This window comes from Microbulbifer maximicatervae (SeqCode), from assembly GCF_056231245.1.
Window position 1 is genome coordinate 782,331 of record NZ_CP174334.1, and the last position, 13,703, is coordinate 796,033.

At 52.6% G+C, this 13,703-nt stretch carries 12 protein-coding genes and 1 pseudogene; 8 read left to right on the forward strand and 5 right to left on the reverse strand.

Annotated features, from left to right (window positions below):
* The first annotated feature begins 57 nt into the window (after positions 1–57).
* The 8 genes from infB (at position 58) to ACJJIS_RS03365 (ending at position 9,637) form a co-directional block, all read left to right on the forward strand.
* Complete coding sequence (gene infB, locus ACJJIS_RS03330) at positions 58–2,952, forward strand: translation initiation factor IF-2 (protein ID WP_444934074.1); 2,895 nt, start codon at positions 58–60, stop codon at positions 2,950–2,952.
* A gap of 89 nt (positions 2,953–3,041) precedes the next feature.
* On the forward strand, positions 3,042–3,440 hold the full coding sequence (gene rbfA / locus ACJJIS_RS03335) for a 30S ribosome-binding factor RbfA (protein ID WP_108734361.1): 399 nt from the start codon (positions 3,042–3,044) through the stop codon (positions 3,438–3,440).
* Between the two features lie 3 nt (positions 3,441–3,443).
* Positions 3,444–4,385, forward strand: a complete 942-nt coding sequence (gene truB, locus ACJJIS_RS03340; protein ID WP_108734360.1) for a tRNA pseudouridine(55) synthase TruB — start codon at positions 3,444–3,446, stop codon at positions 4,383–4,385.
* Between the two features lie 413 nt (positions 4,386–4,798).
* Entirely contained in the window at positions 4,799–5,068 is a 270-nt protein-coding gene (rpsO, locus tag ACJJIS_RS03345) for a 30S ribosomal protein S15 (protein ID WP_252083174.1), read from the forward strand.
* Positions 5,069–5,331: 263 nt separating this feature from the next.
* Positions 5,332–7,455 (forward strand): polyribonucleotide nucleotidyltransferase, encoded by a 2,124-nt coding sequence (gene pnp, locus ACJJIS_RS03350; protein WP_444918105.1) that lies wholly within the window; start codon positions 5,332–5,334, stop codon positions 7,453–7,455.
* A 114-nt stretch (positions 7,456–7,569) separates the two neighbouring features.
* Positions 7,570–8,220 (forward strand): hypothetical protein, encoded by a 651-nt coding sequence (locus tag ACJJIS_RS03355; RefSeq protein WP_445361194.1) that lies wholly within the window; start codon positions 7,570–7,572, stop codon positions 8,218–8,220.
* Positions 8,213–8,617: a GFA family protein gene (locus ACJJIS_RS03360; protein WP_413663182.1), complete on the forward strand. Its 405-nt coding sequence runs from the start codon at positions 8,213–8,215 to the stop codon at positions 8,615–8,617. Before ACJJIS_RS03355 ends, ACJJIS_RS03360 begins: the two co-directional genes overlap by 8 nt.
* Before the next feature lie 51 nt (positions 8,618–8,668).
* A complete protein-coding gene (locus ACJJIS_RS03365; protein ID WP_444911445.1) occupies positions 8,669–9,637 on the forward strand; it encodes a zinc transporter ZntB in 969 nt (322 codons plus the stop codon).
* Positions 9,638–9,692: 55 nt separating this feature from the next.
* Here ACJJIS_RS03365 and ACJJIS_RS03370 read toward each other — a convergent pair whose 3' ends face one another.
* From ACJJIS_RS03370 to ACJJIS_RS03390, 5 genes and pseudogenes are all read right to left on the reverse strand, one after another.
* Positions 9,693–11,255 carry a hypothetical protein gene (locus ACJJIS_RS03370; RefSeq protein ID WP_444911444.1) on the reverse strand — a complete coding sequence of 521 codons (1,563 nt, stop codon included), beginning with the start codon at positions 11,253–11,255 and terminating at the stop codon, positions 9,693–9,695.
* 164 nt (positions 11,256–11,419) lie between these two features.
* The gene (locus ACJJIS_RS03375) at positions 11,420–12,457 is read right to left on the reverse strand and encodes an endonuclease/exonuclease/phosphatase family protein (protein ID WP_444907381.1); all 1,038 of its coding nucleotides are present in this window, start codon (positions 12,455–12,457) and stop codon (positions 11,420–11,422) included.
* Between the two features lie 398 nt (positions 12,458–12,855).
* Positions 12,856–13,365, reverse strand: coding sequence for an acyl-CoA thioesterase (locus ACJJIS_RS03380; RefSeq protein WP_475709480.1), 510 nt, complete (start codon positions 13,363–13,365; stop codon positions 12,856–12,858).
* A gap of 33 nt (positions 13,366–13,398) precedes the next feature.
* Positions 13,399–13,446 (reverse strand): annotated as a pseudogene (locus ACJJIS_RS03385) (hypothetical protein); the annotation flags it as partial.
* A 20-nt stretch (positions 13,447–13,466) separates the two neighbouring features.
* Entirely contained in the window at positions 13,467–13,646 is a 180-nt protein-coding gene (locus ACJJIS_RS03390) for a hotdog family protein (RefSeq protein ID WP_475709481.1), read from the reverse strand.
* Between the last annotated feature and the right edge of the window lie 57 nt (positions 13,647–13,703).

Sequence of the window (13,703 nt, forward strand, 5' to 3'; positions counted from 1 at the left end):
GAAAAATAACTTACGTATAAGTAACCCCCTCCGACCAAGTGACTTTTAGGAGAGAGAATGGCCGAAGTAACAGTTAGTGAACTCGCCAAATCGGTTGGTGCCACCGAAGACCGTCTGCTCAAGCAGATGAAAGAAGCGGGTTTGCCTCACACCTCTGTGGATGCAGTGGTGTCAGACGAGGAAAAGCAGGTCTTGCTCAGTTTCCTGAAAAGCAGTCACGGGGAGCAGGGCGCCGCGCCGCGCAAGATCACCTTGAAGCGCAAAACCACAAGCACGCTGAAGACTGGCTCTGGCACCGGCCGCAAGACTGTGAATGTGGAAGTGCGCAAGAAGCGCACTTATGTGAAGCGCCCTCAAGCTGAGCTTGAAACCGTAGCGGCAGGCGAAGAATCGAGCAGCCCCGAGCAGGAAGCGGCAGTCGATGCCCTGCAAAATGAGCAGGAAAGACTGGAGGCCGAAGCCGAACGCGCTCGCGTAGAAGCCGAGGCAGAAGCTGCACGCCTAGCGGCGGAAGAAGAGGCGCTAGCCAAAGCCGAAGCCGAGGCGAAAGCCAAGGCTGAAGCCGAAGCGAAAGCCAAGGCCGAAGCAGAAGCAAAAGCCAAGGCTGAAGCCGAAGCGAAAGCAAGCAATGAAGTAAAAGCCGATCAAGATGCGGCTAAATCAGAGGATAAGACCGCGGAAAACGTAGTGAAAAAGGCAGAGCCCGCCGCACCAATCCGCTCAAGCTACTCAGACGATATCGAGGCAATGCGAATTGCCGCGATGGAGCGTCGCAAGCAGCAGGCTGAGCAGGAAAAGCGTGAACTTGAAGAGAAGAAAGCTAAAGTAGAAGCTGACCGACGCGCAGCCCAGGAAAAGAAAGAGAAAGCTGCACAAGCTGCACAGACAGCCAAGGCTAAGCCAGCACCGGCAAAAAGTGCTGAGAAGACCACTGAGGTCAAGCCAGCTCTGCGTCGCAAGCTGGAGGCAGCATCCACTGCCCCCGCTGAAGCTGATCGCTCTGAGGACGAGCCGCGTAAGCGTCGCGGTCGCCGCTCCAAGTCCGGCCCGAAAAAATCCAGCAAAACCGCTCTGTACGAACAGGCGCTGGAAGTATTTGAGGAAGACGAAGCATCCAAGCGCAGCACGCGCTCCCTGTCTCGTCCGACCTTGAAGGTTAAACCTACGCACGGCTTTAAAAGGCCCACGGAGAAACAGGTGTACGAAGTACAGTTGGGCGAAACCATCACTGTTGGCGAGCTGGCCAAACAGATGAATGTGAAAGCCGGTGACCTGATCAAGCGCCTGATGAAAATGGGCGAGATGGTTACTATCAACCAGAGCCTGGACCGTGAAACTGCACAGCTGATCATCGAGGAGATGGGCCACAAGGTGGTATTCCGCTCTGAGAGCGAGCTGGAGGAAGCGCTGGTTGCCGAGACCCAGGCCAGTGAAGGCACTGAGGTGTCCCGCGCACCAGTAGTTACCGTTATGGGTCACGTTGACCACGGTAAAACCTCCCTGCTGGACTACATCCGTAAGACCAAGGTGGCTTCCGGTGAGGCCGGTGGTATTACCCAGCACATCGGTGCCTACCGTGTGAAAACCAGCCAGGGCGAGATCGCTTTCCTGGATACCCCCGGACACGCCGCCTTTACTGCGATGCGCGCCCGTGGCGCCCAGGCGACTGACGTGGTTATCCTGGTGGTGGCTGCTGACGACGGTGTGATGCCGCAGACTGAAGAAGCTGTGAACCACGCCCGCGCTGCCGGTGTACCGCTGGTTGTTGCAATCAACAAGTGCGACAAAGAAGCTGCCGATCCCGATCGTGTTAAAAACGAGCTGGCTGCGAAAGATGTAATTCCTGAAGACTGGGGCGGTGATACCCAGTTTATCAATGTGTCTGCACACACTGGTGAAGGCATCGACGACCTGCTGGAAGCGATTTCCCTGCAAGCAGAGATGCTGGAGCTGAAGGCCAAGGTCAAGGTACCGGCAACAGGTGTTGTGATCGAATCCCGCCTGGAAAAAGGTCGCGGTGTTGTGGCCACCCTGCTGGTACAGAACGGCGAGCTGAAGCGCGGCGATATCGTACTGGCAGGCCAGAGCTACGGCCGTGTTCGCGCCATGACCAACGAGCTGGGCAAGCAGGTTAAAGAAGCTGGCCCTTCAACTCCGGTTGAGCTGCTGGGTCTGGACACCACACCCAACGCCGGTGACGAGTTCATGGTGGTTGCGGATGAGCGCAGAGCTCGTGAAGTAGCCGAACAGCGCGGTGATAAAGAGCGTCGTGAGCGCATGCAGCGCCAGCAGGCGGCCAAGCTGGAAAATATGTTTGCGAACATGGAAGCCGGCGAGCGCAAAGTTCTGCCGGTTGTTATCAAAGCGGACGTTCGCGGCTCCCTGGAAGCTATCCTGGGCGCACTGGCGGATATCGGCAACGAAGAAGTTTCTGTCAACGTCGTGTCCAGCGGTGTAGGTGGTATCGCCGAGAACGATATCAACCTGGCCCTGACCTCCGGCGCTATCGTACTGGGCTTCAACACCCGTGCTGATGTGGCTGCCCGAAAGGTTGCTGAGACAGAAGGCGTAGAGATTCGTTACTACAGCGTGATCTACAACCTGCTGGACGAAGTGAAGCAGGCGCTGTCCGGTATGCTTGATCCGGAAATACGCGAAGAAATCGTGGGTATTGCCCAGGTTCGCGATGTATTCCGCTCACCGAAGTTTGGCGCCATTGCCGGTTGTATGGTTACTGAAGGTACCGTCTACCGCAACAAGCCGATCCGCGTACTGCGCGACAACGTTGTGATCTACCAGGGCGAACTGGAATCCCTGCGTCGCTTCAAAGACGATGTGCAAGATGTGCGCAACGGCATGGAGTGTGGTATCGGGGTTAAGGACTACAACGACGTTAAGTCCGGTGACCAGATCGAAGTTTACGATATCGTTAAGGTTGCTCGCGAACTCTAAGGAGTTCCGCAGCGGATCGAGGATAAACCCGCGCGGCCTAGCCGTGCGGGTTTTCCTGTCTTTAAACCGCCATTCTCAATAGGTAAACAATGGCAAGAGAATTTCATCGCGCAGACCGCGTCGCCGACGCCATGCGCCGCGAGCTGGCCCAGCTGATCCAACACGAGATTCGCGATCCTCGCCTGGGTATGATCAACGTCAATGATGTTGAAGTCAGCCGCGACTTAACCGTTGCTAAAGTTTTTGTCACCCTGGTGGGTGAGGATGATCGCAGCAAAATTAATACCTCTATCGAAGTGCTGAATAAAGCCGCCGGCTTTTTGCGCACGCAGCTCGCGCGCGCGATCCAGATTCGCACTATTCCCCGTTTGCACTTCCGCTACGACGAGACCTCGGTGCGCGGCCAGGCGCTGTCTGCCCTGATCGACAAGGCGGTTAAAGAAGATCGCAAACACCAAGACGACGATAGCGACTCCAACGAAGATTAATCCATGGGCCGCAGACCAAAATGGGGCCGGCCGGTTCACGGCGTGCTGTTATTGAATAAGCCCGCCGGGATTACCGCCAACGACGCCCTGCAAAAAGCCAAACGACTCTTTTTCGCCAATCGCGCCGGTCACACCGGAGCGCTGGACCCCCTGGCAACCGGCGTATTGCCGATCTGTTTCGGCGAAGCGACCAAGTTTTCCCAGTACCTGCTCGATGCGGACAAGCGCTATCGCAGTACTTTTGTTTTCGGCATGACCACTGCTAGTGGCGATGCCGATGGCGATGTACTGGAAACTAAAGATGCTTCCGGTTTGACCGAAGAAGCTGTGCTGAAAGCGATGGAAGCCTTTCGCGGTCCCATCAAGCAAGTGCCGTCCATGTACTCGGCCCTCAAGCACAAGGGGCAGCCGCTGTATAAGTTGGCGCGCCAGGGCTTGGAAGTGGAGCGCGAGGCGCGGGAAGTAGAGATTTTTGAATTTGAACTGCTGAGCTTTACACCGGGCGCCCAGCCCCGTGCAGAAGTTGAGGTTCACTGCTCCAAGGGCACTTATATTCGCAGTATTGCCGAAGACCTGGGCCAGGCTCTGGGTGTCGGTGCCTATGTGGAAGAGTTGCACCGCAGCGCAGCCGGTCCCTACGTCGAAGCCGATTCAGTGACTCTGGATGAGCTCACCGCAGAGCGCGGTGAGGGAATGGCGGAGGAGTTGGATCACCACCTGTTATCGGTGGATTCTCCTGCCTCCTCGCTGCCCAAACTCACCCTTCCGGACGAGTCTGGTTACTATGTGCGTCAGGGGCAGCCGGTAATGGATTTGCAGGTCTACCGTATCGGTGAAGAAGGTGATATGGTGCGCCTCTTCCTGGAAAATGGCGATTTTCTGGGCGTAGGAGAAATTACTGACGACGGGTGTGTAGCGCCTCGGCGTCTGGTAAGTAGTACTTAAGCAGAAAACGCTATATTGGTGAGAGCCGATAGCGGTTGATGTGAGAGTATTGCAGTGGGCAAAGGAGCCTCTGAATAACTCCGTAATGCCTCTGCGGGCCTTGAAGGCTGCAGATGTTAGGCGCAGCTCGCCGCGAATGGCCTTAGCCCTTTGCAAGAGCTGTAACGCAGCAGCTGTGGCCTTCAAGGCCCGCCCTTCGGGGCTTGCAGAGCGATTCACACTCCGCGTTGCGACTTCTTGAAAGGTCTAGACATTCCTGCGAAGCCGCGCCTTGATTGTGAACCGCTCTGCATGCCAGAGGTATCACGGAGTTGTTTAGAGGCTCCTTAAGTCCACAACAGTGAGTAGCTGGTCTGTAAATATGCACGGGCCAGCCGAATCTTTTAAAGCATATTACGACGAGGTTAATCGTTATGGCACTGTCTGCAGTAGAAAAAGCAGCAATCCTGAAAGAGCACGGCCAATCTGAAGGCGACACCGGTTCTCCGGAAGTCCAGGTAGCCCTGCTGACTGCCAACATCAACAAACTGCAGGGTCACTTCTCTGCGCACAAGCAGGATCACCACTCTCGCCGTGGTCTGATCCGCATGGTAAACCAGCGTCGCAAGCTGCTGGACTACCTGAAGCGCAAGGATCTGAACCGTTACGCACAGCTGATCGCTAAGCTCGGCCTGCGTCGCTAAGACCCTGGAATGCCCGCCTCTGGCGGGCTTTCTTCTTTAATGCTTGCTGAAAAGTGGCGCTGTTGTCACTTTTCGGCAGTTTCGCAACACAACCCCAGGGACAAATATCCCGGCGGATGTGCTGCGTTTGCACCGGCCACCCGGGTCGGTAGCGGTACATCCCCGTATCGCTCTGGATTGAAGGTTTGGAACTTCTATCCAGGCAACCACTGTAGGGGTTACTGGAATGGGCCAGTAACCGTAAGGAAATAGGAAAAAAACTAGTGAATCCAGTAAGCAAAACTTTCCAATACGGACAACACCAAGTCACCATCGAGACCGGCCGTATCGCGCGCCAGGCTACCGGTGCTGCCCTGGTTAGCATGGGAGAGACTGTTGTCCTGTGTACTGTTGTCGGCGCTAAAGAAGCCAAGCCAGATCAGGGCTTCTTCCCGTTGTCCGTGCACTATCAAGAAAAAGCCTACGCGGCTGGCAAAATTCCCGGTGGTTTCTTCAAGCGTGAAGGCCGCCCGTCTGAAAAAGAAACCCTGACTTCCCGTCTGATCGATCGCCCGATCCGCCCGCTGTTCCCGAACGGCTTTATGAACGAAGTTCAGGTGATGTGTACTGTTCTCTCTGCTGAGAAGGACATGGACCCGGATATCGCTGCCATGATCGGCACTTCCGCAGCGCTGTCTGTTTCCGGTATTCCTTTCGCAGGCCCAATCGGTGCTGCGCGTGTGGGTTACACCCAGCAAGACGGCTACCTGCTGAACCCGGGCTACGAAGCTCTGAAGACCTCCGAGCTGGACATGGTCGTTGCCGGTACCAAAGACGCCGTACTGATGGTGGAGTCCGAAGCCCAGGAGCTGCCGGAAGACATCATGCTGGGTGCGGTACTCTACGCACACCAGGAAATGCAGGCCATTATCAAGGTTTGTGAAGAGTTGAAAGCGGAAGCGGGCAAGCCCCAGTGGGACTGGCAGGCTCCGGCGGAAAACACCGAGCTGAAAGCTGCCCTGGACGCTCAGTTTGGCGAAAAGGTTGCCGAAGCCTACCGCATCACCAACAAGCAAGAGCGCAGCACCCGCCTGGCGGAACTGCGCAGCGAAGCCGCTGAAGCCCTGGCTACTGAAGAAATTAGCGCCGATCTGGTAAAAAGCTACTTCGGCAAGCTGGAGAAGAAGCTGGTGCGCGGCGCTGTAGTGCGCGGCGAGCCCCGTATCGACGGTCGCGACAGCAAAACTGTACGTTCGATCGCTGTGGAAGTTGGCGCTCTGCCCAAGTCCCACGGCTCTGCGCTGTTCACCCGTGGTGAGACCCAGGCTCTGGTAGTGGCTACCCTCGGTTCCACTGGCGATGCACAGATCATCGACGCCCTGGAAGGTGAGCGCAAAGACTACTTTATGCTGCACTACAACTTCCCTCCCTACTCTGTAGGTGAAGCGGGTCGTGTAGGTGCTACCGGTCGTCGCGAAATCGGCCACGGCCGCCTCGCTCGTCGCGGTATCGCTGCAGTTCTGCCGAGCCCGGACAGCTTCCCCTACACCGTGCGTGTAGTTTCCGAGATCACTGAATCCAACGGTTCCAGCTCCATGGCTTCCGTATGTGGTTCCAGCCTGGCGCTGATGGATGCGGGTGTTCCGCTGAAGGCACCGGTAGCCGGTATCGCTATGGGTCTGGTGAAGGAAGACGAAGGCTACGCGGTTCTGACCGATATCCTCGGTGACGAGGACCACCTCGGCGATATGGACTTCAAAGTAGCGGGTACCGCCTCTGGTGTAACCGCGCTGCAGATGGACATCAAGATCGAAGGTATTACCGAAGAGATCATGGAAACCGCTCTGGAGCAGGCTCTGCACGCGCGTCTGCACATCCTCGCGGAAATGAACAAGGTGATCGACTCTTCCCGTACCACCGTGAATGAGAACGCACCGCGCTACGCGACCCTGAAGATCCATCCGGACAAGATCCGCGACGTGATTGGTAAAGGCGGTGCGACTATCCGCTCCATCACTGAAGAGACCGGCGCCTCCATCGATATCGAAGATGACGGCACTATCAAAGTCTTCGGTGAAGACGGTGAGAGCCTGGAAGCGGCGGTAACCCGCATCGAGGAGATCACTGCGGAAGCTGAGATTGGCGCTATCTACGAAGGTACCGTGGTACGTATCGTAGACTTCGGTGCGTTCGTTAACTTCCTGCCGGGCAAAGACGGTCTGGTGCATATCTCCCAGATCGCTGAAGAGCGCGTAAATGCCGTAACTGATTACCTGAGTGAAGGTGAGAAGATTAAGGTTAAGGTACTCGACGTTGACCAGCGTGGACGTATCAAGCTTTCTATCAAGGAAGCCAAGGCCGATGCAGCTGCCGCTGAAGAAGCCAAGCAAGCTTCCGACGAAGCTTAAGTCTACGGACTGAAAAAACCCGGCTTTTAAGCCGGGTTTTTTTGTATCTGCCGAAGCGGAATTGTCGCTTATTACCGGTTTTCTATTAGAATTCTGGAAAAAAAGGGCAAAACATTGGACAACTTCTGGCTGATCGACATTCTCCTCACCCTCGCCGCACTGCTGATTGCCAATCAGTACTGGCGTCTTACCAATGCTCGCTTCCAATCAGCTGCACTCTTGGTGATGGCGGGTCTTCTATTTATCGCTGTCTCCGCGATTGTCGGTGCCTATCGCTACGGTATTGATCCCGGGGCAACCCAATTACACCGGGCTTTACTGCAGCTATCCGGGTTTAGTTCGCTGTTGCTAATTGGAATAGGGTTGGTTTGGGCACGTTTCGAGATAGGTATTGGACAGAGTGCCCGGGGACCCGCTTATGTAGTGCTGGTGCTGGTATTGGCCTCGTCTATTGGCGTCTCGGAAAGTGGCAGGTTATCGCCGCAGGAAGTGACAGAGGTATTTTCCGCCCTGGGGCTTCTATTGTGGTTGTGGGTTGCAATGATGGAATTGATGTCACCGCGACGATTATCGCCACCAGGCCCTTTGTTACTGGGGGCAGGGGCAGTAGTCATTGCAATGGATGGATTGTTTGTGGGTACCGGCGCTCCTCGGGTGCTGGGTTTGGCGCGTACAAACTGGTTCCACCTGCTGCTGGGCCTTTCGCTGTTTTCACTGTTGGCTGCCCGCCCGTTATTTGAAAAGGACAATAATTCAAATGAGTAAAGTTACTACTGAACTTCGCGGAGGTTGCCACTGTGGCGCTATTCGCTATCGGGCGCGGCACGAGCGCGACTCAGAGGAGAAACTGGTAGCCCATGCGTGCAATTGCTCGATGTGTGAAAAAGTGGGTTTTCTGCACGTCATTATTCCCGCTGAAAACTTTAAGCTGGAGTCTGGGGAAAAAGACCTGGATTGTTATACGTTTAATACGGGAGTGGCCAAGCACCTGTTTTGTCGCCATTGCGGCGTTAAGTCTTTTTATGTGCCGCGCTCCAACCCGGATGGCTATAGTCTTAATGCGCGCTGTTTTGATGAGAGGCCCGGAGACTTGGAGGTCGAACCTTTCGATGGTCAAAACTGGGAGCAGAACGCCGCAGAGCTGGCCCATCTCAGTAAATAAGTCGCGCAAAGAAAGTGATGCTCCAATCAATATCAGGTGATATGAGAGCTTATGGAAACTGGTCTGGTCTACGCTGTCTTACTCGATCGCAAAGGCTCGGGCCGAGAGCTTTCCTGGGCAGAGGTGAAATCCTGGCAACCTGATCAGGGAATTCTCTGGTTGCATTTTGACTACGACAGCACCAACACCGTCGAGTGGCTGCAACAGGATAGTGGACTCACAGCTACGGCGATAGAGACCCTGTCTGCGAAGACAACGCGCCCCTGTGTAATGACTGTGGATCAGGGGCTGATGTTGGCTATGTACGGCATTGAGCGAAAATCCAAACCGCGTGCAAAGGATATGATCGCCATTCGCATTTGGGCCGAGGAAAACCGTATTATCAGTACCGGCCGACGGAAGTTGCTTTCAGAGGATGACTTGCTTTCTCGCTTGCGCAGTGGCTTTGGTCCCCGTGGAACTGCGGCTCTTTTGATGTCCCTGGCAGATCTGTTGGTCTTGCGTATGTGTGATCGGGCCGAAGACTTCGAAGAAAAAATCGATGACCTGGAAAACCTGTTATTAGATAAGGGAGGTTCGGAGCTCTCTTCCCTACTGGTTCGGCTGCGCAAGAGAACTATCGTATTGCGACGCTACTTATGCCTGCAGCGGGAGGTGCTCGGGCGTTTGCAGCAGGAATCCCTATCCTGGTTTGATGAGCACAGCCACGCCCTCTTGGGAGAGGTAAATGATCGGTTACAGCGCCATGTTGACGATATCGATGCGGTAAGGGAGCGCGCGGCAATCGCTCAGGAGGAATTGTTGAGTCGCACTTCGGATCAGTTGAATAGTCGTATGTATGTACTATCAGTGGTGGCAGCAGTTTTTCTGCCGCTGAGCTTTCTCACTGGATTGTTTGGGATTAATGTCGGCGGTATTCCCTGGGGGCAGTCGTCATTGGGCTTTATTGCTTTTTGCATCTTGCTGGTGGTGGCATTGGCTGGGCAGATCGCTTTGTTTTACTGGAAAAAGTGGTTGTAGTTATCTTTTGAAGTATCCTAGCTAAATAGGTTATTTCAGTTATCTGGGCTGCCAATCAGCCACGAAACCCTATAGACCTTACGATTCGATCAGCATTCGCCATAATGGTAAAGGTGATGGTTGAGCCTGCAATATTGGGAAAGTTGGCAGAATCCACAATATGGACATTTTTAAAGTGTGCCGGCCTTCCTAAGAGGTCTGAGCGGAATATCTCATGTTTTCCTCCCATCGGGAAACTGCCACCAAGGTGGAAGCTTTTGCCTGGTGGTAGTACGGTGAGAAAGAAGGGGGGGACCATACCAAGCCTTATCAGTGAACGCCTTATTAAAGACTGTGTTCTTTGGGCGATTTCTCGGGCTCTCGTATTTTCAATTCCTCTTATTTCTATTGAAGAGCTATCTGCTTGTTTGTCGGTTAAAGTTAGTTCCAATGAGTCAGAATCCTCAGAGGACATAAAACCCTGAATTACGTATAAGCGATCCAAGGCGACTTGCTTTGGGAAAAGGGGGGGGAGTAGAGATATTAATTGCTCTTCAATAATTTGGCTTCGACCGTAAAGTTGAAGGTGTATTTGTTCAGGGCTTATGTTTGGATTGTCAATCTCTAAAAAGATTTCTGCGAGGGTAAACTCAATCTCATAACGATACCCTTTGTAGAGAAAGAGGGGGAAGAAAAAATACTGGCTGTTTTTGATTTTGATTGGAGTATTTAATAGATTGAGGGATCTTGCCAGTATTGTAGTGGTGGCAAACTGGCCGGTTGCGAGAAAAACTTTCTGTGCGGTAATTTTTTTTATTTTGCTATTGGTTATATCAACTGCAATCACGTTTACGCCTTGACTTGTTTCATGAATCTCCAGGACAAGAAGACCTTTATGTATGGTGAGTTTGTCTTTTTGTAGTTTTTCAAACAAGTATTTAGGGTTGAAAATAGATTGGTATGGGCATCCGTCAAAGCAGTGGCCGCAATATCTACATCCATGCTCCCCCTTGCTTGCATCTACCGCTAAGCGGGCTCGACCAAATTCAATGCCATTCCTCTGGAGATTACTTTCAATAGCCTTCAATTTTTTCAATAAGAAATCTGTCGGCGCATTTCTTTTGATGGCAGTAAAGTTGTTAGGGAATAGTGGATACTTGTTATTGAGATTGTCTATCTCCGCACTTATAGGCATATAGCGGAGTACATTTTTGTAGGATGGCGTTAGTTCATTTAAGGAGATAGGCCAATTTGCTAGCTGACTTTCACTGTAGGGCATGATAGCTGCACCCCATACGTTCCCAAGCCCACCAAAGCCATGGGAAAATTCTGTATTACAGTTTTTTGTCGTAATGCTGAGAGGTTTTGGTACTCTGTATGGAAAGTCAGACCCAAATAGATATCTTCTTTCCAGGCCTTTTCGGGAGGCTACTGGAGCTGGAAACAGTTTATCTTTGTCCTCCTGAGTCCATGCATCAATGTTTTTTTTGGATAAGATATTAACTTGGTATTTGATATCGTCTTCAAGGTCATATGAAACATCAACGACTTCAACTTCTTGCCCAATATCTTGCAATGCCTTGACTGTAGCGATACTCGCAGGACCACTCCCGACAACTAGGTTCTTAATCCTGTCCACTGAAAGCCCTTCCCGCCAAGCATGCGGTTTATGCGTGGGTTAAAGTTCTCCTCAATAAGCAAAATTGTAGCTGGATTGGGTTTTCAGTCCGGTGTCGTTCACTTTGTCGGTAAATTGGTTAAGCCCCTACCGATCCCCTGCGGAAGAGGCTGTGTGCCGCTCGTTTAGTGTTTAACCCATGAGAAGTCTACAAATACTGGGTCGTGGTCGCTCAGCCCGGTGTACTCCGCGGAGCCAATGTAGTAATTGGTTACGTCCAGCGTGTAATTGGGGTTGTTATTAATAACGACGACATGATCGGTATCGTCCTGAAGTTCATCAGCACAGGCTTCCAAGCTGGTGTCGCTGCCAGATAGCATATATTGGCAGGCATGCTTGCCGCCGGTTTTGGCAAAAAATGCTTTCCAAGTTTGGTAGTTTGTACCGCGCCAGCCGTCGTCATTTTCATCAAACGCCATATTGAAATCACCAGCCAAAATGACTGTGGCATTACTTGAGTGGGCGACGATCATATCGGCAATCTGGTCGAGTTGCTTGGCTTTGGCATTTAGATCATCGTCTTGGTGTCCTGCATCCATATGGGTGTTGTACACATGAACATGGAAGTTTTTGGTCACTTCAACTTTTGCTACGGTAAAGCCTTTTTCGGTATCACAGTCATTACCTGCGCACTTATCAAAAGTTTCCTCCTCATAAGTGGCGAAGGTGTAGTCGTCGTCATCGCGATTATCTCGGTCAAACGGAAACTTGGAAAAGGTCAGCAGGCCATTGCCAAAGCTGGTACCAGTGCCTTTCCAGTGTTTGGAGCGATAGGGGACTGTGTCGTTATCGAGCTTGTCGTCGTCGTCCAGATAATTGGCTTTGGTTTTGCTCCAAGCCTCCTGCATCAACCAGAGGTCTTTGGGGTTATTATCAAAAGTGTTAATAATTTGTTTGAAGTCAGACTTGCTGTTGCCGCCTATACACTCCAAAAATCCATCCATGTTGTAGACGATCATGTCAAAGCTGCCTGAATTGGCATCGGCAAATTCAGTGTCACCGTATTCATAGCCGTCCAGGTCTTTTGAGCCGGTATCGTCGACATCATCAATAAATTCAAACCAGTTACAAGAAGTAATTGCATCCCAAACGTCTTCAAAATCTACTGCTGCGGCGGAATGGCTGAATAGAAGTGTGAGTGAAAAAAATATTCTTTTTATCATTATTGCTCTCCAACTTTGTTGTTACCGACGGTTTTGTAGTGGGGTCGAAAATTGGGGCGTTTCTCTGGCGGCCCCTTTGTTTTCGATGGGGGGGATGATGGATAGCGTAGATTACAAATTGGAGTAAAGGAGGTTTTTTTTATTTTATTTTTCTGTAAGGGCGGCGCGATTTATTTTTTTCATAAGAAAATAATAAAAATCACGAAAGTTGTATATTTTTATGCAGGTAATAATTGATTCGTTAGGCGGGTTAAGCAGGATCGGGAAGTATTATTTAGAGTGGTCTGAAGGCCGTAGAAAAGTTACAAAATTCTTTAGGACCACTTAAATGGTTCCATCCGTGGAGCCAAGGCACTCAATGAGTGGCGGTAAAGGGATAGTTGATCGACGAGTGCTGGTTAACCAAAGATAGTGACCATTTGGCGGGAGAGGGCGGTTAAACGTCCATCGGCATCCCACAAGCGGGCCTGTATTACTGCGTAGCCATCCTCGGCCTGTTCCACTTCGGCCTCGTATTGCCACCAGTCAGAAGCGGTGCGCTCTGGGAGTGGCTCCATAAACTCCACTGTCCATGTTAATGAGCTGGCGGGAGCCGGCTCTTTCATCATCGGGAGTGTCGCCGGTGGCCAGGCATCGATCAGTGCGAGTAAGTGGCTGATACCAGTACGGCTCTCACTGCCATCCTTAAATCGTACCCAGCCACCTAAAACTCTCTCTTTCGCGCCGCTGAAAGGCAGGCCCCCACATGCGATACGGTAATCGAACTTCTGTGTAAATTCCGGCACTACACCTTCGATATAGGGCAGGGGCAGGCATTTATCCGGGGTGGGGTACTCCGGTGCTGAGGGACCTTTGGCGAGAACGGATGACTCCCTGCCGCGGCCAAAACTGGCGAGGCCCGCCAGCATAACGGCATCATCCTGATCGAGGTGCCCCTGTACCTGAGTGACAGAGCGGCCTGCGCGAAGGACATCCGCGCGGGTGTTAATCGCCCCTGGGGCAACCGGGCCTACGAATGAGGTGGAAAAGAGCGCAAGCTGCTGTCAGAAGGCAGCTCTGAAGCCATCTGCTCATACAACATTGCGGCTACAAGGCCGCCAAATGTAGCCCGCCCCTGGGTCCAGCCTTCGGGCACAGAAGTGGCGCCATTGGTCGAGAGCCAATCCTGGATTAGTTGGTCGAAAGTCATAGTGTTACCGCTTGAGAGCGGCAGGTGGGACCTGCCGCAGAAAAATACCGGGTGAGA